A 24,671-nucleotide genomic window follows, 5' to 3' on the forward strand; every position below is an offset into this window, starting at 1 on the left:
GCGCACGACAGGAGCGCACGCGACAAGAGCCGTGCACCCCCGGATGGTGCACGGCTCCGTCGACGGCTGTGGCTACCGGCCGGCGCGCGCCACGTGCTTGGTCGCGAAGATGGCGGCCTGCGTACGGCTCTCGAGGCCGAGCTTGCCGAGCAGGTTCGACACGTGGTTCTTGACCGTCTTCTCGGCGAGCGTCAGCCGCTCGGCGATCTGCCGGTTCGTCATGCCTTCGGCGATGTGAGCGAGGATCCGGCGCTCCTGCTCGGTGAGGCTGGCCAGGCGGTCCGGGCGCCCCCCGCCGCGCAGCCGCTCCAGCACGCGCGCGGTCACAGCGGGGTCGAGCAGGGATTGGCCGGCGGCGACGCGGTGCACCGCGTCGACCAGGTCGTCGCCGCGCATCTGCTTGAGCAGGTAGCCCGAGGCCCCGGCCGTGATGGCGGCGAAGAGCGCCTCGTCGTCGTCGTACGAGGTCAGGATGAGGACGCGGACGCGCGGGTCTGCGGAGCGGACGTCGCGGGCGACCTCCACGCCGCTGCCGTCGGGCAGCCGGCCGTCGAGCACGGCGACGTCCGGCCGGACCGCGAGGATGCCCGCGCGCGCCTCGGCCGCGGTACCGGCCTCGCCGACGACCGCGATGCGCGGGTCGCTCTCGAGCAGGTCGCGCAGCCCGCGGCGCACGATCTCGTGGTCGTCGAGCAGGAAGACCCGCACCTGGTGCATCGGATCGGTCGCGCCCACGGTCATGTCGTCTCTCCCGTCCACGTCGGGGCTCTCCCTCCGCTGCCTGCGCCATCGGCACGGCGCGGGCGCAGCTTGAGCCGACCGGGGGACCGGCGTCGCACGGCAGGGGCACGTGCAGCGGGCCACGTGTATGCGGACAAAGCAGACGGCCCATGCCTCGGGGAGTCCCCGGGGCACGGGCCGTCCGTTGCGGAGGCGGCGGGATTTGAACCCGCGAGAGGGTTTTTGCCCTCAACCCGCTTAGCAGGCGGGCGCCATAGACCGGACTAGGCGACGCCTCCAGCAGGGACGAGCGTAGCGGCCCTGGCCGTACGAGCCAAAGCGGGGAGGGCCGGAGCGGCGTTCGGCCGTTGGAGGTGCGCTCCGGCACGCAGTCTCAGGTCCCACCGCGGGCGGTCGACTCTGGACTCGTGAGCGAGGAACCGGGCACGATGGCGCAGGGCCTTCCCCTCGCCTCCCCCGACGTCCCCGTCGAGCGCCTCCCCGCCGTCGTGGCCGCGCTGCGCGAGGTCGCGTGCGCCGCCGCGGACCCGGACGTGCTGTTCGACCTCGCCGCCCGCATCGTGCGCGGCCTGCTCGCGGCGGACACCGTCATCGTGGGCGTGCCGCAGGGCGACCAGTGCGTGCTGCGGGCGGGGGTCGGCGTGCCCGAGGGGCTCGACACCAGCATCCCGCTGGCCGGCACGACCGCCGGTGAGGCGCTCTCCACCCGCCGCCCGGTCCTCGTGTCCGACGCCTACTCCGGCGACGAGCCCACCCTGCCCGAGCTGAACCGCCGGTTCGGCCTGCGCTCGTCGGTGGTCGTCCCGCTGCTGGACAACGGCCGCGCCTTCGCCTGCCTCTCGGCGATCTCCCACCGGTCGGGGGCGTTCGACGAGAGCGACCTCGCCGTGCTGGCCCTCGTCACGGACGTGCTCTCCTCGCGCATGGCGCATGCGGTCGCGCTCTCCGAGCGCAGCCTCGCCTCGTCGGCGCTGCGTACGACCACCCAGCGGCTGCGCGCGGCCCAGGAGCTCAGCGGGCTGGGCCTGTGGTCCTGGCGCATGTCGACCCGCGAGCTGACGGTCGACGCGAAGATGCACGCCCTGCTCGGGCTGTCGCCGGAGGAGGAGGTCACGGTCGAGCGGGTCTTCGACCGGCTGCACCCGGCTGACGCTCTCGCCGCGCGGCAGCTCGCGGGCTCCTGCCTGCAGGGCACCCCCGGCCAGGGGGTCGTCCGGGTCCCGCAGCCGGACGGCAGCGCCCGCTGGCTGGCCTTCTGGTCCGACGTCAGCCTGGCCCCCGACGGCACCCCCGACGGTGTCTGGGGCGTCATGCAGAACGTGACCGAACGCGAGGAGGCCGCCGCTGCCCTGCGCACGTCCGAGGAGCACTTCCGGCTCTCCTTCGACGGCGCGCCGGTCGGCATGCTGCTCGTGGGGCTGCGAGGGGAGCGCCACGGCGCCATCCTGCGCGCCAACCCCGCCTGGTGCGCGATGCTCGGGCTGTCGGAGGAGGAGAGCCGCGCGCTCGCGCCGGGCGAGCTGATGCCACCGGCGCACCGGGAGAGCACGCTCGACGCCCTGCACCGCATGGAGCAGGGCGAGCTGACGCGGGGCACCGCCGAGATGCGGATGCGCCACCGCGACGGCCACGAGGTGGACGTGCGGCTGGAGGCCGCCGTCGCGCCGGACGCCCAGGGACGCCCGCTCTACGCCGTCTGCTTCGTGCAGGACCTGACCGAGCAGCGCCGGACGCAGGCCGAGCTCGAGCGGCTCGCCCTGTACGACACCCTGACCGGGCTGGCGAACCGGGCCCTGCTCATGCGGCGGCTCGAGGAGACGCTCGCGGACCACGCCCGGTCCGGCGGGTGCCTCGCGCTGCTCATGCTCGACCTGGACCGCTTCAAGCTCATCAACGACAGCCTGGGCCACCATTTGGGCGACCAGCTCCTGGTGGAGGCCGGGGGCCGGCTCGCGGGCACCTGCCGCTCCGACGCGACCGTGGCCCGGCTGGGCGGCGACGAGTTCGTCGTGCTGCTGCCCGACGTCGACGGCCCGGGCGGGGCGGCCGCGCTCGCCCGCCGCGTGCTCGAGGTGCTGCGGGCGCCGTACGACACCCGGGACGGGGTCACCCTCGTCACCAGCGCGAGCATCGGCGTGAGCACCTGCGAGGACGGGCAGCGCTCGGCCGCGGAGCTGTTCCGGGAGGCCGACCTGGCGCTGTACCGCGCGAAGGAGAACGGCCGCGACCGGTTCGCGCTGTTCGACGCGGAGCTGCGCCAGGAGGTGGACGAGCGGCTGGGCGCCGAGCAGACCCTGCGCCGCGCGCTGGACGAGCGCCGGCTCGTGCTGCTCTACCAGCCCGTCGTCAGTCTCGTCGACGGATCGGTCCGAGCCGTCGAGGCGCTGGTCCGCATCGACGAGCCGGGGCGCGGCCTGCTGCCCCCCGCCGCGTTCATCGAGGTCGCCGAGGAGAGCGGCCTGATCGCCGAGCTCGACGGCCAGGTGCTGGAGGCGGCCGCCGAGCAGGTCGCCGCGTGGCGTGCGGCCGGGTGCACCACACGGGTCGGGGTGAACGTGTCCCCCCGCTCGCTGCAGCTGCCGCACTACGGACGCCGGTTCGAGCAGGCGCTGCTGCGCCATCCTGCGGCCAAGGGCGAGCTGCTCGTCGAGCTGACCGAGCGCAGCCTCCTCGGAGGCAGCGCGGTCGTGGAGCAGTCCCTGCGCCGGCTGCGCGAGCTCGGGGCGCACATGGCCGTCGACGACTTCGGGACGGGCTACTCGGCCCTGGCGTACCTCGGCCGCTTCGAGCTCGATGCGCTGAAGATCGACCGGTCGTTCGTGTCCCGGCTCGGCACCCGGCAGGGGGACGCGGTCGTCGCGGCCGTCATCGACCTCGCGCACGCGCACGACCTCGTCGTCGTCGCCGAGGGCGTGGAGACGTACGGCCAGGCGGCCCTGCTGCGCGCCATGGGCTGCGACCGGGCGCAGGGCTACCTGTTCGGCCGCCCGATGCCCGCCGCGGGGGTGCCCGCGGTCCGGTCGGTCACGCTCGAGCCGCCGGACCTCGAGCCCACCGCGCTGCCCGTCATCGGCGCGGCGCCGCTGCCGACCCGCCGGGCGGGCTGACCCGGCCCGCTCAGGCCGGAGGCTCGCCCCACGACGGCGTGCCCATCGCGTCGAGCAGCTTGCGCCGCACGCGCTTGGGCAGCCGGTCGACGTACACGATGCCGTCGAGGTGGTCGTACTCGTGCTGCAGGCAGCGCGCCAGCAGGCCGGTCCCCTCGACGCGCACCGGCTTGCCGAACTCGTCGAGCCCGCTGACCGCCGCCCACGCCGGGCGCGGCACGACGTTCCACACCCCGGGCACGGACAGGCAGCCCTCCTCGGACTCGTCGAGCTCACGCTCCGCCCCGACCTCCAGCACCGGGTTGACGAGCGTCGCGACGACGTTCTCCCCGTCGGCGCCGGGACAGTCGATGACGAAGATGCGCAGCCCGACGCCGACCTGCGGCCCGGCGACGCCCACCCCGTCGGCCGCGGCCATGCTCGCCCGCATCCGCTCGGCGAGGGCCACGAGCTCGTCGTCGAACGTCTCGACGGGGCGGGCGGCGCGGTGCAGCACAGGGTTGCCGTAGCGGGTGATGAGCGGAGCGTCTGCCATAGCGGACCAGGGTAGGGCGGGCCCGGCAGGGCAGGCTGTCCTCCGTGACCGCGACACCACCGGGGGGCCAGGACGGCCCCCGCACCCTCGTCGTCGACTGCGGGGGCACCGGCATCAAGGCGACGGTCCTCGGGCCCGACGGCCGCATGGTGGCCCCGCGCGTCCGGGTGCCGACGCCGTACCCCTGCCCGACCGACGTCTTCGTCGCGACGGTGGCCGGGCTGGCCGAGCAGCTGAGGCAGCCAGGGAAGTCGGGGAGCTCCGGGCAGTACGACCGGGTGTCCGTCGGGGTGCCCGGGGTCATCCGCAAGGGGCGTGTGCTGCACACCCCGCACTTCGTCACGGTGGGCGGGCCCTTCACCGAGCCGGACCCGCAGCTGGTCCGGCAGTGGCGGGGCTTCGACGTGGCGGCCGCGCTCGAGAAGGCACTGCTCGCCCCCGTACGCGCCGTCAACGACGCGGAGATGCAGGGCTGCGCCGTGGTGTCCGGGGTCGGGTTCGAGGTCGTCGTCACCCTCGGGACCGGCTTCGGCTTCGCGATGTTCGACGACGGGCGGCTGTTGCCGAAGGTGGAGATGTCCGCGCACCGGCTGAAGAAGGGCGAGTCCTACGACGAGCGGCTCGGCAACCTCACCCGTGCCCGCATCGGCCGCGAGCGGTGGAACGCCCGGGTCGCCGAGGCGGTCGAGGGCCTGCGGTGGGTGTTCTGGTGGGACCGGCTCTACGTCGGCGGCGGCAACACCCGGCATCTCACGGTCGACCTCGGGCCCGACGTCACCGTCGTGCCCAACCTTGCCGGTCTGCTCGGGGGCGCGCGGCTGTGGGACCCCGCGCACGAGGCCTGACCCTCCCCCCTCCCCCCGGGACCGACGACGAAGGGCCCCGCCGGCGCCCCATCACTCCCCTCCCACAGGTGATGGCGCGGCCGCCGGGGCCCTTCACGGCGCGGAGTCGGTCAGACCCGCAGCGGGACGGCGGGACGGGCCCGCCCGGACGTGGTGCCGCCGGGGACGGCGTAGCGGCAGAGGTGTACGCGGTGCTGCGCGTGCCCACCGGCGTCCGCCGGCAGGAGCGACGGGAGCGCTGTCGCCGGCCACACCGGACGGCCCACCGGGTGCGCGTGCATCAGCGGGAGCAGCATCGTCGTGCGCCGGGCGCCGCGGGGGCGCGAGCCGTTCGCGGCGGCGGCGTACGCGGGGCGGGCCTGGGGGCTCATCGGGGGCTCCTTCTCGGGCGAGCTCTTCGTCCTGACAGCGACCAGCCTGCTCCTCGCGGCAGTGGCCGTCTGTCAGCCGCCTGACAGATGCACCGACGCGCTCGTGACATTCGTCCTCGCCGATGAGTTCTCGCCCCGCAGGCGGTCACCAGGTGGCGACGACCCACCCGAGGAAGGCGACGCCCATGCCCAGCTGGAGCACGTCCCCCCGCGGCACGACGCCGTGCTGATCGTCTCGATGAGCGTCTCCGTGGACGGCTTCGTCTCCGACCGCCACGGCGACTTCGGGTGGAGCGCGCCCAGCGAGGAGGTGTTCGGCGTCCACCTCGAGGGGGTGCGGCAGCTCGGCGGCTACCTCTGCGGACGCCGGCTCTACGAGGCGATGCTGGTCTGGGAGACGGACCCGTCGATGCGGGCGGACGAGCCGCGGGCGCAGTTCGCCGACGCCTGGTGCGCGCTGCCGAAGGTCGTCTTCAGCCGCACCCTCGACCGCGTGCAGGGGAACGCCCGGCTCGCCACCGCTCCCCTGGCCGAGGAGGTCGCAGCTGCCCTCGCCGCGACGGACCGGGACGTCTCGATCGGCGGCGCGGCACTGGCCGGGGCGGCCATCGAGCTCGACCTCGTCGACGAGCTGCGGATGTTCCGCTACCCGGTCCTCCTCGGCGGCGGCACCCCGCTCCTGCCGCCGGTCAGCGGGAGGCGCGCCCTGGCCCTGGTCGAGACGTCGGAGTACGGCTCGGGCGTGGTCCGGGAGCGCTACCGGCGCACCCGCTGACGCCGGTGGCGCGAACGATCCGGCCGCCCGGCCTCACCGCGGCTCCAGCAGCCCCGCCGCCGTCGCGGGCAGGCGCTGCAGCAGGGCCGTGTGCTCCTGATCGGTGAGCGACAGCACCAGCGAGCCGCCGGTGTCGCCCGCCCGGACGACCTCGTCCTCGTCGGCGGTGTAGGCCTCGCCGGCCGTCGTCCAGGCCGCGAGCTCGGCGAACGCGGAGGCCTGCCCCGGGTCCGAGACGTCGACGTCGACGCCGAGGTGCGGCCCGTCCGTACGCGGCAGCCGGCCCTCCTGGACCTGCGCCCGCGCGGCGGCGCGCAGCCGCTCGAGCGCGCCGGCCGCCTCCGCCGGCACGCTCCCGAGCGGCGGCTCGTCGATCCACGCGGTGGCCAGCACCGGCGCGAGCACGTCGAGCGCCGCGGAGACGACGAGGGTGAGGGCGGCCCTGTCGGCGCCGGGGCGCAGGGCGTACGAGTGGCGGGGGGCTCCAGGGGCGTGGCGGGAGGGGCTCACGAGCCGATCGTGCCAGCCGCCCGGCGGGCGCCCGGGACGGGGCCGTCACGAGCCGGGCCGCCGGCCCGGGTCAGGTCTGCGTCGCCAGCCGCAGCGGGCGGGCCTTGCGCAGCACCGACGCGGGCTCGTTGACGCCCGGCCGTGGCGGCAGCGCGTTGTCGCGCAGCCACGTCTCGAGCCGCTCGGGCGGGAGCGGCCGCGACATGAGGTAGCCCTGGGCGATGTCGCATCCCATGGCCGTGAGCTTGTGCCAGCTGAGCGCGTCCTCGACGCCCTCGGCGACGACCTGCTTGCCCATGAAGTGGGCCAGCTGGACGATCGCCTCGACGATGGCGGCGTCCTCGGGCTCGGTGGCCATGCTGAAGACGAACGACTTGTCGATCTTCACCTCGGTCACCGGCAGCCGGCGCAGGTGGGCGAGGGAGGAGTAGCCCGTCCCGAAGTCGTCCACGGACACCTTCACCCCGTGGCCGGTGAGCTGCTCGAGCGCGGGCACCGCGCGGGCCCGGTCGCTCATGATGCTGGTCTCGGTCAGCTCGAGGGTCAGCAGCGCGGGCGGGACGCCCTGCGCCGCGAGCACCCGGACCACCTGAGCGGGGAAGCCGGGGTCCAGCAGCGCGCGCACCGAGATGTTGACCGCGACCGGGATGCTCTTGCCCTCCTCGAGCCACTGCCGGCACTGCGCCAGCGCGGTCTCGAGCACCCGGAGCGTCAGCGGCGTGATGACCCCCGTGTGCTCGGCGAGCGGGATGAACTCGTCGGGCGGGACGAGGCCGCGGTTCGGGTGCTGCCAGCGGGCGAGGGCCTCGACGCCGACGAGCTCGGCGTCGCTGAGCCGCACCTTGGGCTGGTAGTAGACGACGATCTCGTCGGCGCGCAGCGCGCTGCGCAGCTCGGCCATGAGGGCCAGCCGCCGGGGGCCGCCCTCGTCCAGGGACGGGTCGTAGACGCGTACGCCCAGCGCCTGGGTCTTGGCGGCGTACATCGCGATGTCCGCGTGCTGCAGCAGCGCGGCGGCGTCGGTGCCGTGCTCGGGGTGGAGGGCGATGCCGACCGACCCCTCGACGTCGATGGCGGCGTCCTCGAACGGGACCGGGCCCATGAGCGCCTCGGAGATGCGCCGCCCGAGCTGCTCGGCCTCGTCGCGCTGGCCCGGGGCGGGCAGCAGGACGGCGAACTCGTCACCGCCGAGCCGCGCGACCGTCGCCCCGTCGGGTGCGGCGAGCAGCAGCCGCGAGGCCACGGCGCGCAGCAACTGGTCGCCGCTGTGGTGGCCCAGCGCGTCGTTGATGTCCTTGAACCGGTCGAGGTCCATGATCATGACGGCGAACTGCCGGCGGGCGGCGACCGCCTCGTCGAGCCGCTCCATGAAGTAGCCGCGGTTCGCCAGGCCGGTCAGGTGGTCGTGGTGGGCGTCGTGCCGCAGCCGGTCGAGCAGCTGGCTGTTCTCCAGCGCGAAGCCGGTGTGCGTCGCGAGGGTCTCCAGCAGGCGCAGGTCGGCAGGGGTGAAGGTGCGCGCGTCGGCCTGGTGGCCCGCCACCTCCAGCGTGCCGAACGCCCCGGTGTCGCCCACGAGCGGCACGACCATGGCGTCGCGCGCGCCGCGGGCCGCCAGCCACTCGCGCAGCCGGGGGTCGGTCGTCCCGCGGGCCACGAGCAACGCCTTGCGGGAGAGCAGCACCTCGTCGTGGATCTCGTCGCGGGCGGGGGCCCGCGGGGCCTCGGCCGGCGTCCCGCTGCCGTGCACCGCCAGGCCCACCGGCCGCTCACCGGGAGCGGGCCCGCTGTCGAAGCCGGAGGAGTCGGCGACCGCGATCACCTCGTCCTCGTCGTCCGGGCCGTGCACCCGGATGACCGCGCGCTCGGCGTTGAGCAGGGAGCGGGCCTGCTCGAGCAGCTCGGGCACCACGTCGCCCCAGCGGGACCCGTTGCGGGTGGTCTGGGAGAAGTCGTAGAGCCGCTCGAGCGCGAGGTGCCGCTCCAGCAGCGTCGAGTAGGTGCGGTACGCCGTCCAGAGCACGCCGGCCAGCGGCAGCAGCAGCATCCACTGCCAGCCGCCGGGCTTCACGAGCGCGACGACGACCAGCCCGAGCGCGGCGCTGAACACCCCGCCCACGCCGAGGACCGCCGCGACCCAGTCCGAGCGCTGCCGGCTCGGGGGACGCCCCTCGGTGAGCCAGATGACGGCGCGCAGGGCGGTGAGGTCCAGCGCGTTGACGGCGAAGACGCCGACGAAGACGGCGAGGGCCGAGCGCAACGTCAGCTCGGCCCCGTCCCCGATGTACTCGAGCACCACGATGAGCACGAGGCACTCGTTGGCCGACAGCGCGAGGTTGAAGGCGGCCTTGGTCGCGGGGGTGCGGTTCCTCAGCACGACCGCGGCGGTGGCCAGCACGTGCGAGAGCAGGAACCCGGCGGGGCCGACCAGGAAGAGCGCCACGACGCCGGGGAGCTCGCTGAAGTGGATCGACCGGGTCTGCTTGCCGACGATGACGTGCAGCTGGCCGAGCTCGGTGCAGATGAAGGCCACGACCAGGGCGGCGACGATCCAGGGCTGTTCCAGAGTGGTACGCCGCGGGCCCGTGGCGTACCACAGGCCCGCGGCGAGGAGCACGAGGGCAGCCGTCAGCAGGGTGGCGCGGGCGTTCGCCGACAGCGGCCCACGCAGACCCCTTCCACGGTCCGCCACGACGCAGTCCTATCCCATCGCTCCACCTCGCGCGCGAGGTGGGACCTCCTAACCCCAGAGCTCAGAGTTCCACCTGAGGCCGTTCCAGCGCAGGCCGTTCCAGCGAAGGCCGTTCCACCGCAGGCCGTTCCAGCGCAGCCCGTTCCAGCGCAGCCCGTTCCAGCGCAGCCCGTTCCACCGCAGCCCGTTCCACCGCAGCCCGTTCCACCGCAGCCCGTTCCACCGCAGGCCCGCCCAGGCGCCCGCCGCCTCGGCGTCGTCCGCGGCCTGGGCCTCGTCCCAGCCGTCGGGCAGCGCGAAGAGCTTGACCGGAGCCTTCGGCGCCGGGGCCGGGGCGGCGAGCGCGGCGTCGATGTCGAGAACGCCTCCGGGGGCCGCGGCCGGGGAGGCGAGCGGCTCGGCGGTCGTGGCGAGCAGCGTCTTGACCTGGTCGGGCGTCAGCTCGGGGCGCTCGGACAGCAGCAGGGCCGCGGCGCCGCTGACGACGGCCGCCGCGTGCGACGTGCCGCTGCCGCGGAACCAGCGGTCGCCCACGCGGGCGCCGGGGTAGGACTGGTCGAGCGTGGAGCCCGGGGCGCGCAGGCCCAGCACCGAGTCGCCGGGCGCGAAGACGTCGACGCCGCGCTCCTCGTTGCCGAGGTTCGTGTACGCCGAGGCCGCCGCGCCGTTCGCCGTACGCGTGGAGGAGCCGACCGCGATCACCGCGGGGGCGATGGCGGGCGAGGTGACCCGCTCGTACTCCGAGCCGTCGTTGCCCGACGAGGTCACCACGACGATGCCCGCGTCGACCGCCGCGCTGGCCGCCCAGGCGAGCGGGTCGACCGTGTGGCTGTCGGGGCCGTAGCCGCCGACCGACAGGTTGAGCACGCGGACGTTGAGGCCGTGGTCGCGGCCGTGCTCGACCACCCAGCCGATCGCCATGACGAGGTCACCCAGGCTGACCTCGCCGTCGGTGCCTGCGACCCGGATGTTGACCAGCCCGGCGTCGGGGGCGATGCCGTCGGCGGCGTCCGGGTCGCCGATCGGGCGGGCCGCGTCGTCGCCGGCGATGATGCTCGCCATCACGGTCCCGTGGCCGAAGGTGTCGATCCCCTGCGCAGCCGCGTTCGCGGCCTCCGGCTGTGCGGGGTCGAGCGTGGAGTCCGGGCCGGTGACGACCTTGGCGCGGCCGTCGAGGCCGGGGACGGGGGCGACGCCGGAGTCGATCAGCGCGACGTCGACGCCCTGGCCGGTGGCCCCGCGCTGCCATGCGGCGGTCGCACCCACCTCCTCGGCGATGCTGTGCAGCGTCCGGCCCGCGGCGCCGGCGCCGTCCGCGCTCGACTCCAGCAGCTTGACCTGCAGGTCCGGAGTCACCCACCGCACGCCCGGCGCCCCGGGGAGGGCCGCGACGGCCGAGCCCGGCACCTCGGCGACGAGGGTCGCGACGTCCGATGCGGCGTCGACCACCCGCCCGCCCGCTGCCGTGATCGACCGTGAGACGACGGCCTGGTCCGCGGCGAGGGCACCGACGACGACGCGGACCGGGGCGCCGAGCGCGTCGGCCGCGGACGCCACCCCCGGCAGCGGGCCGTCCTCACCGGCGGCGGCAGCGCCGGCTCCGGGGCCGGCCACCCCCGTGCCGCAGGCGAGCACCGCCGCAGCCAGCGCGGCCGTGGCCGGCGAACGTCGGCCGACACCGGCCAGGGACCCTGCGTGCGCCCCGCTGGACGGGACAAGAAGTCGAGCGAGCATCTCGAACTCCACCCTCCTGGGCCGGTCCGAGCGCCGGCCCCGAATCGGACTGTGCGACCGGCGGCCCCCAGGCGAGGACACCGGCTCTTCGGCAGGCACTGGGTGCTCCTTGACCCGGCGCCGGACATCTCGTCGCGGATGCCTCCCCCCGGGCCTCCACGTTGACGTCACCGCGAGCAACAGGATGCTGTCACAAAGTAACGGTGGGTGGAGCCGTGGCATCGCGGCACAAGCCGCCGAAGACCCAGGGTGACCGAGACAAAACCTTAGGTGCCAACGATCGCACTGTGCGACGAAATCGGCGGCCATAGCTCAGTTGGCTTATCAGCACTCGTCGCACTGAGTGACCAGAGACGGCGTCGCACAAAAGACGAGGGAACAAATGCGGAGAATTCTCGCCGCTGCGCCGGGGCCGGGTGGCCCAGGTCACGCTCGTCGCGCCCCGCCCCGCGTCCGGCGGGACGGTGACGTCCTCCCGACGCCTCCCGACGCCTCCCGACGTCTCCGCGGCAGAGCGGGCCTCAGCGCCGGCCGGAGCCGTCGCCGCGCTCGGGCAGCCGGGTGTCCGGCACCGCGTCGGGCCGTGGCGCGGTGCGCCCCCGGGGCAGCGGGTCGGGGACGCCGAGCGGCCCGCCGGCGGGCAGGCCGCTGGTGGGCACGTCCGTGCCCGTCGTCCCCGCCGGCCCCGTCGGGCCGGTCGCGCCGGTGGGGCCGGAGTTGGCCAGGGCGGCGAGCACCGGCTCGGCGAGGAAGACGTCGAACGTCGCGTTGCAGGTGGTGAGAGCCTCGAGGAGCAGCGGCACGATGGCCTCCTCGTCCACCGCCTCCGGTGCCCGCTCGAAGCGCTCGCCGCGCGCCACGCGCCGCAGGTAGGGCACCGCGGTGCCGATGCCCGTGCTCGCCGTGGGCAGGACGTCGAGGCTCGGCGGCATGGGGCCGGCGGCCAGCCCCGAGAGGAACCGCGCCGCCTCGTCGCGGGCGTCGAAGGCCGCGAGCGTCTCCAGCGCGATCGAGTGCTCCACCACGTCGCGGGTGTTGACCTCCGCCTCGGCGGCGAACCCCTCGAGCAGCAGGAGCCGGGCGGCCTGCGCCTGCCGGTGCGCGCGCACCCACCAGGACGCCGCGACGTACTCCACCGCGGTGGTCGCCCGCAGAGCGATGGGCTGCACGCCCTCGAAGACGGCCAGCTGCCGGTCCAGGGCCGGGAGCCCCGGCGTACGCGCATGGCCGCGCGCCGAGCCGGAGGGCCCGTGCGCCGACCGTCCTGCTGCGCGCGCCGCAGGGTCCGCGGCGAGGAGCTCGGCCAGCCCGGGCGCGGCCTGGGCCGACCACGAGTCCATCGCGGCGCGCATCCTGCGGGCGACGTCGTCAGCACTCATCCGGGCAGCGGCCTTCCTGGTCGACGACAGGCCCACGGCACCTTGCGGCCGCGCCGGTCGGGCGCAGGGCCGGCCGACCGGGCGAACAGTAGGCGCGCCCCGCGCGGCCGGACAAGGCGCCCTCGGCGCGCGACGCGTCGAGGCAGTGCAACAGCCGGGGAGCGCGCAGGCGAGCCCGCTGCATCATGTGCGCTCCTCCGCTCGCCGCCCGTCGACGGTCTGCCGGCAGGTCCACGTCGGTCGTATCACGTGCGCGCGGCAACCGTTCGCCGCAGCCCGCCCTCCACGCCGAATTCGCCCGGACGAGAGCGGCCGGTCCCACCCGTGACGCTGCAGCGTGATCGGCCGGCCACGGTATGCGCCGGCACGTCGATGCGCACCCGTGCCCAGGTGCGGTGGGCCGCTGTGCTCGCTAGCCTCCGTCCATGCTGGATCACCTCGGTGTGCCGGTGTCCGACGTCGAGGCGTCGCTCGAGTTCTACCTGCGGATGTTCGCGTCCTGCGGTGTGCAGGAGGCGATGCGCCACCCGGTGGGGGAGTCGTTCGTCGTGGGGCTGGCAGGCCCCGCAGGCAGCCCTGACTTCTGGCTCAGCCCGGCCGGTGCCGGCGAGGCCCGCGAGCTGCACATCGCGTTCGCGGCACCGGACCGGGCGGCCGTGGACGCGGTCCACACAGCGGCGGTCTCGTCCGGGGTGGAGGTGCTGCACCCGCCGCGCGAGTGGCCGGAGTACCACCCGGGCTACTACGCGGTGTTCTTGCGCGACCCCGACGGCCACAACGTCGAGGCGGTATTCCACGGCCCTTGACTGCCTCGGCGGACTCTTTCTCACCGTCGAAGTTGTCGGCCGTCCGAAGGAATTGCGCGCGACCGGCCCGCGCCGCAGCGCGCTATCGACTGGAGGGCATTCGTCGCCAGCCCCGGCAGCTGCGGCGTTCGCATTTCGGCGACAGGACGGCACGTAGCCGCCCGCGCCTCGATCCCGGGCACCTCGGCAGGCGGTGCGCCGTCCCGGCGCGTGCGCGGAGGGCATGGGATTCGAACCCATGAGGCAGGCTTGGTGTCCTGCCTAGCGGTTTTCAAGACCGCCTCCATCGGCCACTCGGACAGCCCTCCCGGAGGACGCCCACGGTAGCGCCCGAGGGCCCGGGCTCAGCCCGCGGCGCCGCAGGACTCGCGCACCACCAGGCTGGTCTCGAGCACGACCGCCCCCTCGGGCTCCTCGTCGGGCGGGCTCGCGGCGAGCGCGAGGACCTGCTCGGCGGCGGCGGCGCTGAAGGCGGGGACGTCCTGCCGGACGGTCGTGAGCCGCGGCCGGGCGTACGCCGCTGCGGGCACGTCGTCGAAGCCGACCACCGCGATGTCGTCGGGCACCCGAAGGCCGGCGTCCCCGATCGCCGACATCGCGCCCAGCGCCATGAGGTCGCTGCAGCCGAAGACGCCGTCGGGCCGCTCGGGCAGCGCCAGCAGGCCGCGCATCGCCTCGGCGCCGCCGTCGTGGAAGAAGTCGCCGGCGGCGACGAGCTCGCCGGGCAGGTCGTGGCCGAGCCCGGCGAGCTCGTCGCGGAACCCGCGCAGCCGGTCCTCGGAGGTCGGCAGGTCAAGCGGGCCGGAGATGCAGGCGAGCCTGCGCCGGCCGAGAGCGTGCAGGTGCCTCGCGGCCAGGGCGGCGCCACCGACGTTGTCCGAGGTCAGCCGGACGGTGCGCGGGCCGCGCCGGTCGATGTCGACGAGGACCACCGGGACGTCGCTGTCGATGAGCCCGCGCACGCAGGGCTGTGCCGGGTCGACGCCCATCACCACGACGCCGGCGAGGCTGAGCTGCCGGGCGCGCCGGACGTACGCCTCGGCGTCCTGGGCCGCCTCGTCGAGGACGGGGGCGACGAGCAGCGTGTCGTAGCCGCGGTTGCCGAGGCCGTAGCGGATCCCGTCGAGCACCTGGTGCAGGAACGGGTGGGGCGCCGGCTGGCCGAAGCCCGGGTCCCAGACGACGCCGACCATGGTGCTGCGCCGGCGGACGAGGGTCCGGGCGGCCTCGCTCGGGGAGTAGCCCAGCTCGCGGGCCAGCTCCTGCACCCGCTGCCGGGTCGCGGCGCTGACGTCGGTGTAGCCGTTCAGCGCGCGGCTGACGGTGGAGACGGAGACGCCGCTGCGCCGTGACAGCTCATGGATCGAGACCATGACTCGCCCCTTTCGTCCCCGACTCCGTCGTCGGTTCCGGCGAGCCGAACGCTAGCCGTCCCTCAGCCCGACTGGGGCCCGGGAAGCGAGAGAACCGCCGGGGGCGCGGCGGCGACGACCTGGTTCCGGCCGCCGGACTTGGCCGCGTAGAGCGCGGTGTCGGCGGCCGCGATCAGGTCGGTCATGTCGCGCATCGCGTAGGTCAGGGTCGCGACGCCCACGGAGGCGGTGATCTTCGGGTACTCCGGCGGCCCGTCGATCTCCTCGATCGCCCGGCGCATGCGCTCGGCCACGATGAGCGCGGCGTCCGCGGCCGTCTCCGGCAGCACCACGACCAGCTCCTCCCCGCCGTACCGGTAGGCGACGTCGCTGCCGCGCAGGCCCGCGACGACGGCCTGGGCCGAGCGCCGCAGCCACTCGTCGCCGATGGCGTGCCCGGCGGTGTCGTTGATGCGCTTGAAGTGGTCCAGGTCGATCATGCAGACACTGAGCGGGCGGTCGTAGCGGCGGGAGCGCCCGTACTCGTGCGGCGTCTCCTCCTCCAGGCTGCGCCGGTTGCGCAGGCCGGTGAGCCCGTCCAGGCGCGCCTGCTCGGTGACGCTGGCGTGCAGGCGGGCCGAGTCCAGGGCGGACGCGGCGCTCAGCGCGAGGGCCTCGAGCACCGAGTCCACCTGGGCCGAGTCCTCGTCGTCCCAGGCCTCGGCCTCGACCTCCATGACGCCGACGACGGCGCCGCGGACGACGAGCGGGAAGTACGTCATGGTGCCGACGGTGACCGTGCGGGCCTCCGCGGCCGAGACCTCCACGTGCGGCGGGGCGACGAGGCCCGCCGGCGGGCGGGCGCCCTTCGGGTCGTCGCTGCGCCGGATCGCGACGAACTCGCCGTCGGTCTGCCGCTCCCACACGACGGCGCGGGTCCGCCCCAGCTCGACGGCCGCGGCAGCGACCGACTCCGCGACGAACCGCGGGTCGAGCGACCCGGAGGTCTCGCGGGCGACGCGCAGGATGACCTGCAGCCGGGCGGCGAGCTGGCTCGCGGCCTCCTCGCGCATCATCCCGCGGGCCTGCTGGGCCTCGATGCGCCGGGCCATCGCGGCCAGGCCGTCGCCGAGCCGGCGGAACTCCGAGGACCCGAGCCCGGGGGCCTGGACGCCCAGCTCGCCGGCCTCCATCCGCGAGATCATGTCCAGCAGCGCGCGCACGGGGGCGTCGATGACGAGGGCCAGCTGGCGCCGGCGGCGCATCCCGACCCCGAAGATGCCGGCGACGACGAGCACGTTGATGCCGCCGGCCACCAGCAGGGTGTGGCGCTGGCTGTCGAGGGCGGCGTCCCGGCGGTTGGCGGCACGCTCGGTCGCCACCGACTGCACCGCGCGGTAGCGGTCGAACAGCGTCTTGCCCCGGGCCAGGAACGCCGACAGCTTCGCGGTCTCCAGGGGCTCGCCCGGCGGCACGGCCAGCCCCTCGCTCGCCCAGCTCACCGCCCAGGCGCGGTGGGCCAGGATGGTGTCGACGAGCATGCGGGTCTCGGTGGGGTCCCCGGCCACCAGCCCGATGAGCTCGTCCTCGGCCCGGTTGGTCTTCGTCGCCCCGGCGGAGTAGGCCGCGAGGAAGGACGGGTTGCCCGTCGCCGCGTACGCGCGCAGGCCCGTCTCCTGGTCGAGCATCCCCTCGTGCAGCAGCCGCAGCTGCTTGACCACGGCGGTGGTGAGCAGCGCCCGCGGCTGCACGACGAGCTGGCTGTACGCCGCGCTGGAGGCGATGGTGACGAGCAGCACCGAGAGAGCGAGCGCGAGGGCGCGCCAGAACCGGCGCAGCTCCCCCTGCAGGCTTCGGCGCTGGGCGTCGGCCTCGGCGTCGTCAGCGGTGCCGGGGTGCAGGCGTACGTTCACGGGGCGAATGTCGGCGCCCTGATCCACCCGGTTGAGTCACCCGTCCGGGAGCGGACCCGGCACGAGGGCCTGCGCGATCGGCGGAAATGGCTGGCGCGACGCAGGCCGATCGAGGTGGAATGGCCTCCGTGATCCGGACCATGCCCGCCAGTCGGCTCGTCGTGCTCCTCGGGGACTGGCGCACGTCGCCGTCCCCCACCCGCCGCCCCATGGCCGACCTGCTGAGCACGGCGCTGCGCGCTCTGGTGGTCGACGGGCGCGTGCCGGTCGGGGCCCGCCTGCCCGCCGACCGGGACCTGGCTGCGGCCCTGGGAGTCAGCCGCGGGGTGGCGTCCGCGGCGTACGACCGGCTGCGCGAGGAGGGGCTGCTCGAGCGCCGCGTGGGCGCTGGCAGCTTCACCGCCCTTCCGCTGGAGTCGCCGCTGCCGGCCGGGGCGTGGGTGCCGCGGACCGGGGGCCCGGACGTCGTCGACATGACGATCGCGAGCCTGCCGGCACCGGCGTCCGCGATGCTGGCGGCGGTCGCGGAGGCCGGCGAGCTGCTCCCGGCCCACCTGGGCGGTCACGGCTACGACCTGCTCGGGATGCCGGAGCTGCGGGCGGCGATCGCCGATCGCTACACGAGCCTGGGCGCGCCGACGACCCCGGACCAGATCCTGGTCACGACCGGGGGCCAGTCCGCCCTGGACCTGCTGGCCCGGACCGTCCTGGGGCCGGGCGACACCGCGCTGGTCGAGGTGCCGACGTACCCGAACGCCCTGGACTCGCTGCGGACGGCGCGTGCGCGCCTGCACCCGGTCCCCGTCGACGCCGCGGAGGGGTGGGACCCCGTCATGCTGGTCGACGCGCTGCGGCGGGGGCCACGGCTCGCCTACGTCGTGCCGGACTTCCACAACCCGACGGGCGCGGTCATGCCCGAGCAGGTGCGCGCCCGTGTCCTGGACGCGGCTGCCCGCTCGGGCACCGTCACCGTGGTCGACGAGGCAATGGCCGACCTGGTGCTCGAGGGGCCGGAGCCCCCGCGCACGGCCCGGCTGCCCCACGGCGGCCAGCTGGTGTGCGTGGGCTCGCTGAGCAAGAGCGTCTGGGGCGGGCTGCGCACGGGGTGGCTGCGCGCCGACCCCGCTCTGGTCCGCCGGGTGGCCGAGGTCCGGGCGGTCTCGGACATGGGGCCGCCCGTCCACGGCCAGCTGGTCGCGCTGGCCCTGCTGCGCCGCCTCGACGCCGTGGTCGCGGAGCGCCGCGAGCTGCTGCGCTCGCGCCGGGACGTGCTCGTCGCGGCGCTCGCCGAGCGGCTCCCCGAGTGGTCGGCGCGGGTCCCGCGCGGCGGCATGTCGCTGTGGGTGGGCCTCGACGCCCCGGGCAGCACGGCGCTGGCCGCGGCCGCGCCGGAGGCCGGCCTGCGGGTGGCGCCCGGGCCCCGCTTCGGCATCGACGGGGCGTTCGACCGTTTCGTGCGGCTGCCCTTCACGGCACCCGAGCCCGTCCTGGTCGACGCGGTCGACCGCCTCGCGCAGCTCTGGGGCTCCCTCCTGGGGGGTTTCCGCCCCGCGGCCGCATCCCGCATCCTGGTCTAGACGGGGGTCACGACGGGAGCTGTCGCTCAGCTGTCGCCGCCCTCGTCCGATAGGTCGCCGCTGACCCACGGACGCAAGGGAGTTGGAGTGCCGGACGCTCGTTCCGCCGCGCCCGTGGCGCCCGGCTCCGCCCCGCTCACCACGCTGGCCCGGCTGGTCCGCGACATCAGCGCCCTGCGCGGGCTGCAGCCCACGCTGGAGGCCGTCGCCGCCGCGGCGGTGCACGACCTCGGGTTCACGGTGGCGACGCTCAGCCTCGTCGAGCCGTCGGGCGACCTGCGCACGGTGGCGGTGGCCGGCTCCGAGGAGGCCAGTGCCGCGCTGCTCGGCGGCTCGGGCTCGCGCGCGGACTGGGAGGCGTTGCTCGCCGCCGGCGACCCCGTGGGCCCGTTCGGCGAGCTCTGCTTCGTGCCCGCCGGGCGCGAGCCCGCGAACGGGCTGCAGAGCTGGCAGCTGCCGCGGGCCGAGGGGCCGGACGCCCCGGGGCGGTGGCACGCCGAGGACATCCTCTGCGCGCCCCTGCGCTCGACCCGCCACGGGCTGCTCGGCGTGCTCTGCGTGGACCTCCCGCACGGCGCGCCCCGGCCCTCGGGGTCGCAGCTGGAGCTGCTCGAGGCCTTCGCCGCGCAGGCCGCCCTCGCGATCGACAACGCCCAGCTGGTCGCGGACGCCAAGGCCGCGCTCGACCGCGAGCTGCGCGCCCGGGAGCGCCAGCAGGCCGCGGTCGCCGAGCTGGGGCAGGCCGCGCTGACCGCGGACGACCTGCCCGAGCTGCTGCGTACCGTCGTGGCGACGGTCGCGAGCACGCTGGACGCGCCCATGGCCAACCTCATCGAGTGCGTCCCGGACGGGCTGCGCTTCGCCGCGACGTACGGCGCGAGCTTCCCGCCCGGCGCGCGCCCGGTCAACGGCGGGATCACCGCGCAGGCGCTGGAGACCGGCGCGCCGGTCGTGATCTCCGACCATGCGCTGCGCGACCCCGGCGAGCACCCGCTGCTCACCGACGCCGGCATCCGCAGCAGTGCGGTGATCGTCGTGGGCAGCGTGCGCCGGTGGGGGGTCCTCGCGGTCCACTCGCGCCAGCAGGGAGCCTTCGGCGAGGAGGCGCTGCACTTCCTGCACGCGGTCTCGAACGTCGTCGCCGCCGCGGTGGAGCGTTTCCGGGTCGAGGCCGAGGTGCGCTACAGCGCGACGCACGACGCGCTCACGGGACTGCCCAACCGCGGGCTGCTGCACGAGCGGATGGGCGCCGCCCTGAGCGCCGACCGGGCGGCCGGCACCGCGACCGCCCTTCTGCTCATCGACCTCGACGGGTTCAAGGACGTCAACGACTCGCTCGGCCACCAGGCAGGCGACGTCGTGCTCGGCCAGGTCGCCACCAGGCTGCGCGAGCGCGTACGCCGCGGGGACGTCGTCGCGCGGCTGGGCGGCGACGAGTTCGCGGTGGGGCTGCTCGACCTCAAGGACGCCGACGACGCGGTGACCGTCGCCGCCGGGCTCTACGAGCAGCTGCTGCGCCCCTTCGACACGCCCGCCGGGCCGGTGCTGCTCGGCGGCAGCATCGGCGTGGCCATCGCGCCCCGGCACGGCCCGGACACCCACACCCTGCTCAAGCACGCGGACCTGGCGATGTACCGCGCCAAGCGCGAGCGCACCGGCTGGGCGGCGTTCGACCCCCAGGTCGACGAGGACGCCAGCGCGCGGCTGGGCCTGGTCAACGACCTGCGCAGCGCCATCGAGGGCGGGCAGCTGCGGGTCGCGTACCAGCCCGTGGTCGACCTCGCCACCGGGACGGCCACCGGCGCGGAGGCCCTGGTGCGCTGGGCCTCGCTCGCCCGCGGCGTCCAGTCACCGGCCACGTTCGTGCCGCTCGCCGAGCAGAGCGGGCTCATCGGCGGCCTGACCGACGTCGTGCTGCGCAGCGCGGCCGCCCAGTGCGTGGCGTGGGAGAGCAGCGGGCGGCGGATGCCGGTCGCGGTCAATCTCTCCGGCGTGGTGCTCGCCGACCCCGGCTACCCCGCCGAGCTGCAGCGCACGCTGCGCGAGCTGCGCCTGCCCCCGAGCCTGCTCAAGGTCGAGGTGACCGAGACGACGCTGGTGAGCGAGTCCGCGGTCTCGGCCCTGCGCCGCATGAACGCCGAGGGCATCCGGGTCGCCGTCGACGACTTCGGCACGGGCTACTCGTCCCTCGGCCGGCTCAAGCAGCTGCCGGTGCAGACGCTGAAGATCGACCGCAGCTTCGTCACCGGCATCACCGGCGACCGGCGTGACGTCGCGATCGTGCGCTCGATCGTCGCGCTCGCCGACGAGCTCGGGATGAACGTGATCGCCGAGGGCATCGAGACGCGCGACGTCGCCCGCATGCTGTGGGACCTCGGCGTGCGCCGCGGGCAGGGCTACCTGTTCGCGCCGCCCATGCCCGCGCCGCAGTTCGAGGCCTGGCACGACCGGTGGCTCAGCGGGGACCGGGCCGACTGGCACGTGGCCGTCGCCTGAGCGGGCTCAGCTCCCGTCGAGCGCCCGGATGCGCCAGCTCACCGCGTGCTCCGCGCCGGGCGCCAGCGTGACGAGGTCGGTGCCGCTGTTGAACGCGTCGGGCGGGCAGGTCATCGGCTCGACCGCGAGCCCGGTGCGGTTCAGCTCCGGCTCGGGGCGGTCGGCGGTGTGCACCTGGACCCAGGGGCTCGCGCTGTCCCAGACCACCTCGACCCCGGTGCCGTCGGCGCCGAGCACCTGCACGCGGGCGTAGCCGTCTTCGCCGAACGACACTTCGGTAAACGCATGATCCACGAACAGGTCTTCGACGGCCCGGCCGGCGCGGAAGTCGAACGGCGTCCCCTCGACGGGCAGCACCTCGCGCGGCAGCAGCCGCTCGGGGTCGACGTCGAGATAGCGCGCCGCGGGCAGCCGCAGCGTCCAGTCGTCGACGGTCCCGGCCGCGCCCGGCAGCACGTACGGGTGGATCGACGCGCCGTACGGGGCGCTGACGTCCCCGGCGTTGACCGCGCGCAGCGTCCACTCCAGCCCGTCCGGGCCGAGCGCGTACTCCGCCTCGAGGTCGAGGATCGTGGGGTACGCCGGGGAAGGCCACACCCGGGTGCGCAGCACCGCGCGCTCGGCGGACCGCTCGGCGACGTCCCAGGCCGACCAGGCGACCAGCCCGTGCAGGGCGTTGCCGCGGTCGTGCTCGTTGATCGGGACGAGGTGGTCCCGGCCGTCGAAGGAGTACGCCCCGTCGCGGATGCGGTTGGGCCAGGGCGCCAGGACCACGCCGCTGCTGACGGGCGTGAGGGAGTCCGCGGGGTACTCGCGGACGAGCGGGCGCCCGTGGGCGCGCAGGCTGCGCAGCCCGGCGCCGACCTGCGTCACGACGGCGGTGTACCCGGCCGCCGAGAGCTCGACCTGCTCGCCAGAGGGGATCACGGCTCGCCAGCCTAGGGGAGCGGCGCCGGCCCCCTGCCCGCGACCCGGTCGAGCACCACCTCGGTCACCTCCGGCGCGTCGCCCAGCGGGGCGGACACCAGGTCGGCGCCGGCGTCGTGCATGCGCTCGGCGAAGAAGCCGGGGGCGAGCAGGTACGTCGCGAGGGCGACCCTGCGCGCTCCCCCGGCCCGCAGCCGCGCCACCGCCTCGGCCGGCGTCGGCGGGGTCGCCGAGGCGTACGCCGCGACCACCTCGCCGCCGGTGCGGGCCGCGAGCCAGCGCACCGCCTGGGCGGTGGCGGCGGCCGAGCGGGCCGAGCTGGAGCCGGCGGCGCCGAGCACGACCGGGCCGCCCGGCTCGTAGCCGGCCTCGAGCAGCCGCCGGAGGGCCAACCCGACCAGCCGCTCGTCGGGCCCGACGGGTGCTGTGCAGACCACCGGATGGGCCGCTGCGGCGGCGACCGCGGGCAGGTCGACGTCGACGTGGTAGCCGGGCGCGAGCAGCAGCGGGACGACCAGGGCGGGCGCGTCGAGCGCGGCGAGCGTCTCCCCGACCGTCGGCCCCACGACGTCGAGGTAGCCGACCCGGACCTGGCGCCCGGGCAGCGCGGTGGCCACCCGCTCGGCCATCGCCTCGACGGTGCGCAGCCCGGCCTCCTCGGCGGTGCCGTGCGCGGCGATCACGACCGGGGCGTCGGCGGGCAGCTGCGCGGCGGGGGCGCCCGGCGCCGGGGCAGGGGTGGGAGGCACTGCAGAACGGTACGGGGTGCTGGCAGGCTGTCCGGTCATGAGCTCGCTGTCGCATCCCGCCTCGCCGTACGCCCCGCGCGTCCCCCGGGTCCTCGCCGACCTCGTCCCGCGGTCGCTGACGGCCGACGCCGTCCTCGTCGTCGGGGCCGCCGCGCTGATCGGCGTGTGCGCGCAGGTGTCGATCCCGCTCTGGCCGGTCCCGCTGACGCTGCAGACGTTCGCCGTCCTGCTCGCCGCGACCGCGCTCGGCTCCGTGCGCAGCCTGCTGGCCACGACGGTCTACCTGCTGATCGGCGTCGCGGGCGTGCCGTGGTTCTCCGACGGCCGGTCCGGCTGGGGCGGGAGCCCCTCGTTCGGCTACATCCTGGGCTTCCTGCTGGCGGCGCTGGTCGTCGGCCGGCTCAGCGAGCGGATGAGCACGCGCAGCCCGTGGCGGGTCCTGGCGCTCAACCTGCTGGGCTCGGTGCTCATCTACGCCGTCGGCGTGCCGTGGCTCATGGCGACGCTGGACGTCGGCCTCGCGCAGGGGCTCGACTACGGCCTCTGGGACTTCGTCCCCGGCGACCTGGTGAAGTCCGCCGCCGCCGCGGGGCTGCTGCCCGCGACGTGGGCGCTCGTGGACCGCGTCCGGCGCTAGGCGGCCCTGTGCACGCCGTCACGATCCCGGTGCCGGGCGGTCCCGAGGCGCTGGTGTGGGCCGAGGTGGACGACCCGGCGCCCGGGCCGGGCGAGCTGCTGCTCGACGTCGTCGCCGCCGGCCTCAACCGCGCGGACCTGCTGCAGCGCCAGGGCCACTACCCGCCGCCCCCGGGCGCCCCGGCGTACCCGGGGCTGGAGGTGAGCGGGCGCGTGGCCGCGCTCGGGCCCGGAGTGACGGGATGGGCGGCCGGCGACGAGGTGTGCGCGCTGCTCGCCGGCGGCGGCTACGCCGAGCGCGTCGCGGTGCCGGCCGGGCAGGTGCTCCCGCTGCCGCGCGGGGTCGACCTGGTGACGGCGGCCGGCCTTCCGGAGACGGCCTGCACCGTGTGGTCGAACCTGGTCATGCGGGCCGGGCTGGCGGCCGGCGAGTGGCTGCTCGTCCACGGCGGGGCGGGCGGCATCGGCACGGCCGCCGTCCAGATCGGAGCCGCCCTGGGCGCCCGGGTCGTCGCGACGGCGGGGTCGGAGGAGAAGCTCGCGCTCTGCCGCCAGCTCGGCGCGGAGGCCGCGGTCAGCTACCGCGGGGACTGGGTGGCCGACGTCCGCGCGATCACCGGCGGCGGCGCCGACGTGGTGCTGGACCCGATCGGCGCCAAGTACCTCGGCCCGAACGTCGACGTCCTCGCCCCGGACGGGCGCCTGGTCGTCATCGGCATGCAGGGCGGGACCCGTGGCGAGCTCGACCTCGGCACCCTGCTGGCCAAGCGCGGCGCGGTGCACGCGACCGCGCTGCGCTCCCGGCCGATCGCGCAGAAGGCGCAGATCGTCGCCCAGGTGCGCGAGCACGTGTGGCCGATGGTCGCGGACGGCCGGGTGCGCGTCGTGGTCGACTCGACGTACCCCATGGAGCGGGCCGGCGAGGCCCACCGGCGCATGGCCGGCGGGGACGTGACGGGCAAGGTCCTGCTCCGGGCATGAGCGGAGCGCAGCCCACGCTGCAGGGCAGCCGCACGGTCCTGCGCCCCTGGAGCCTCGCCGACGTGGACGCGCTCGCCGCGGCCTGCCAGGACCCCGAGCTCTCCCGGTGGACCCGCGTGCCCTCCCCGTACGCCCGCGCGGACGCGGTCGCGTTCGTGACCGGCGTCGCCCCGGCCGCCTGGGCCGCCGGTGGCGGGGCGTTCGCGGTGACGGAGCGGGGCTCCGGCGTGCTCGTGGCGAGCATCGCCGCGCACTCGGTGGTGGACGGCGTCGCCGACGTGGGCTACTGGGGCGCCGCGCCCGCCCGGGGCCGCGGCTACGTCTCGGACGCGCTGCGCACGCTCACCCGCTGGCTGCTCGCCGAGCGGGGGGCGGCCCGGGTGGAGCTGGTCGTCGAGCCGGGCAACACGGCCTCGCGCCGGGTCGCGGAGGCGGCGGGCTTCACCGCCGAGGGGGTCCTGCGCGGCCGGCTGCTGCTGCACGGCCGCCGCGCCGACGTGGTGATGTACGCCCTGCTCCCCGGCGACGCCGGCGCCCCGGCCTGAGCA

20 protein-coding genes and 2 tRNA genes are annotated in these 24,671 nt (G+C 75.7%); 9 read left to right on the plus strand and 13 right to left on the minus strand.

Annotation, left to right across the window (positions count from 1 at the left end; translation table 11 throughout):
* Positions 1-72: 72 nt before the first annotated feature.
* Positions 73-717 carry a response regulator gene (locus tag G9H72_RS13610; RefSeq protein ID WP_166172235.1) on the minus strand — a complete coding sequence of 215 codons (645 nt, stop codon included), beginning with the start codon at positions 715-717 and terminating at the stop codon, positions 73-75.
* Between the two features lie 211 nt (positions 718-928).
* A tRNA-Ser gene (locus G9H72_RS13615) sits at positions 929-1,019 on the minus strand.
* Positions 1,020-1,148: 129 nt separating this feature from the next.
* Between G9H72_RS13615 and G9H72_RS13620 the strand changes: the two genes are divergently transcribed.
* Positions 1,149-3,848 carry a bifunctional diguanylate cyclase/phosphodiesterase gene (locus G9H72_RS13620; protein ID WP_166171962.1) on the plus strand — a complete coding sequence of 900 codons (2,700 nt, stop codon included), beginning with the start codon at positions 1,149-1,151 and terminating at the stop codon, positions 3,846-3,848.
* 10 nt (positions 3,849-3,858) lie between these two features.
* Here the strand turns inward: G9H72_RS13620 and def are convergent, their stop codons facing one another.
* Positions 3,859-4,383, minus strand: coding sequence for a peptide deformylase (gene def / locus G9H72_RS13625; RefSeq protein ID WP_166171964.1), 525 nt, complete (start codon positions 4,381-4,383; stop codon positions 3,859-3,861).
* A 44-nt stretch (positions 4,384-4,427) separates the two neighbouring features.
* Here def and G9H72_RS13630 point away from each other — a divergent pair, with 44 nt between their 5' ends.
* A complete protein-coding gene (locus G9H72_RS13630; RefSeq protein ID WP_166171966.1) occupies positions 4,428-5,228 on the plus strand; it encodes an ROK family protein in 801 nt (266 codons plus the stop codon).
* A 110-nt stretch (positions 5,229-5,338) separates the two neighbouring features.
* Here the strand turns inward: G9H72_RS13630 and G9H72_RS13635 are convergent, their stop codons facing one another.
* Positions 5,339-5,599, minus strand: coding sequence for a hypothetical protein (locus tag G9H72_RS13635; protein ID WP_166171968.1), 261 nt, complete (start codon positions 5,597-5,599; stop codon positions 5,339-5,341).
* 223 nt (positions 5,600-5,822) lie between these two features.
* Here G9H72_RS13635 and G9H72_RS13640 point away from each other — a divergent pair, with 223 nt between their 5' ends.
* Positions 5,823-6,374, plus strand: coding sequence for a dihydrofolate reductase family protein (locus G9H72_RS13640; protein ID WP_166172237.1), 552 nt, complete (start codon positions 5,823-5,825; stop codon positions 6,372-6,374).
* Between the two features lie 33 nt (positions 6,375-6,407).
* On the opposite strand, the gene G9H72_RS13645 is transcribed toward G9H72_RS13640, so the two are convergent.
* The 4 genes from G9H72_RS13645 to G9H72_RS13660 all read right to left on the minus strand — a co-directional run bounded on the left by G9H72_RS13645 (position 6,408) and on the right by G9H72_RS13660 (position 12,686).
* On the minus strand, positions 6,408-6,884 hold the full coding sequence (locus G9H72_RS13645; protein WP_166171970.1) for a hypothetical protein: 477 nt from the start codon (positions 6,882-6,884) through the stop codon (positions 6,408-6,410).
* A gap of 70 nt (positions 6,885-6,954) precedes the next feature.
* Positions 6,955-9,573, minus strand: a complete 2,619-nt coding sequence (locus tag G9H72_RS13650) for a putative bifunctional diguanylate cyclase/phosphodiesterase (RefSeq protein ID WP_166171972.1) — start codon at positions 9,571-9,573, stop codon at positions 6,955-6,957.
* A gap of 48 nt (positions 9,574-9,621) precedes the next feature.
* Entirely contained in the window at positions 9,622-11,307 is a 1,686-nt protein-coding gene (locus tag G9H72_RS13655; protein WP_166171974.1) for a S8 family serine peptidase, read from the minus strand.
* A 521-nt stretch (positions 11,308-11,828) separates the two neighbouring features.
* Entirely contained in the window at positions 11,829-12,686 is an 858-nt protein-coding gene (locus G9H72_RS13660; RefSeq protein ID WP_166171976.1) for a hypothetical protein, read from the minus strand.
* A gap of 425 nt (positions 12,687-13,111) precedes the next feature.
* Here G9H72_RS13660 and G9H72_RS13665 point away from each other — a divergent pair, with 425 nt between their 5' ends.
* Complete coding sequence (locus G9H72_RS13665; protein WP_166171978.1) at positions 13,112-13,492, plus strand: VOC family protein; 381 nt, start codon at positions 13,112-13,114, stop codon at positions 13,490-13,492.
* Positions 13,493-13,707: 215 nt separating this feature from the next.
* On the opposite strand, the gene G9H72_RS13670 is transcribed toward G9H72_RS13665, so the two are convergent.
* The 3 genes from G9H72_RS13670 to G9H72_RS13680 form a co-directional block, all read right to left on the minus strand.
* Positions 13,708-13,800, minus strand: a tRNA-Ser gene (locus tag G9H72_RS13670).
* A gap of 36 nt (positions 13,801-13,836) precedes the next feature.
* Positions 13,837-14,865 (minus strand): LacI family DNA-binding transcriptional regulator, encoded by a 1,029-nt coding sequence (locus G9H72_RS13675; protein ID WP_166171980.1) that lies wholly within the window; start codon positions 14,863-14,865, stop codon positions 13,837-13,839.
* A 62-nt stretch (positions 14,866-14,927) separates the two neighbouring features.
* On the minus strand, positions 14,928-16,757 hold the full coding sequence (locus G9H72_RS13680) for a sensor domain-containing diguanylate cyclase (RefSeq protein WP_166171982.1): 1,830 nt from the start codon (positions 16,755-16,757) through the stop codon (positions 14,928-14,930).
* Positions 16,758-16,885: 128 nt separating this feature from the next.
* Between G9H72_RS13680 and yczR the strand changes: the two genes are divergently transcribed.
* A complete protein-coding gene (yczR, locus tag G9H72_RS13685) occupies positions 16,886-18,334 on the plus strand; it encodes a MocR-like transcription factor YczR (RefSeq protein WP_331272289.1) in 1,449 nt (482 codons plus the stop codon).
* Between the two features lie 87 nt (positions 18,335-18,421).
* Positions 18,422-20,830, plus strand: a complete 2,409-nt coding sequence (locus G9H72_RS13690) for a putative bifunctional diguanylate cyclase/phosphodiesterase (protein WP_166171986.1) — start codon at positions 18,422-18,424, stop codon at positions 20,828-20,830.
* 6 nt (positions 20,831-20,836) lie between these two features.
* Here the strand turns inward: G9H72_RS13690 and G9H72_RS13695 are convergent, their stop codons facing one another.
* A complete protein-coding gene (locus G9H72_RS13695; RefSeq protein ID WP_166171988.1) occupies positions 20,837-21,757 on the minus strand; it encodes an aldose 1-epimerase family protein in 921 nt (306 codons plus the stop codon).
* Between the two features lie 11 nt (positions 21,758-21,768).
* Positions 21,769-22,506 carry a sirohydrochlorin chelatase gene (locus tag G9H72_RS13700; protein ID WP_166171990.1) on the minus strand — a complete coding sequence of 246 codons (738 nt, stop codon included), beginning with the start codon at positions 22,504-22,506 and terminating at the stop codon, positions 21,769-21,771.
* Between the two features lie 37 nt (positions 22,507-22,543).
* Between G9H72_RS13700 and G9H72_RS13705 the strand changes: the two genes are divergently transcribed.
* From G9H72_RS13705 to G9H72_RS13715, 3 genes are read left to right on the plus strand one after another with little or no spacing between them, the layout of a single operon-like run.
* Positions 22,544-23,143 carry a biotin transporter BioY gene (locus G9H72_RS13705; RefSeq protein WP_166171992.1) on the plus strand — a complete coding sequence of 200 codons (600 nt, stop codon included), beginning with the start codon at positions 22,544-22,546 and terminating at the stop codon, positions 23,141-23,143.
* An 8-nt stretch (positions 23,144-23,151) separates the two neighbouring features.
* Positions 23,152-24,123, plus strand: a complete 972-nt coding sequence (locus G9H72_RS13710; RefSeq protein WP_166171994.1) for an NAD(P)H-quinone oxidoreductase — start codon at positions 23,152-23,154, stop codon at positions 24,121-24,123.
* Positions 24,120-24,668 (plus strand): GNAT family N-acetyltransferase, encoded by a 549-nt coding sequence (locus G9H72_RS13715; protein ID WP_166171996.1) that lies wholly within the window; start codon positions 24,120-24,122, stop codon positions 24,666-24,668. Before G9H72_RS13710 ends, G9H72_RS13715 begins: the two co-directional genes overlap by 4 nt.
* Positions 24,669-24,671 lie beyond the last annotated feature (3 nt).

This window comes from Motilibacter aurantiacus, assembly GCF_011250645.1.
In the GTDB taxonomy this organism is placed as follows: domain Bacteria; phylum Actinomycetota; class Actinomycetes; order Motilibacterales; family Motilibacteraceae; genus Motilibacter_A; species Motilibacter_A aurantiacus.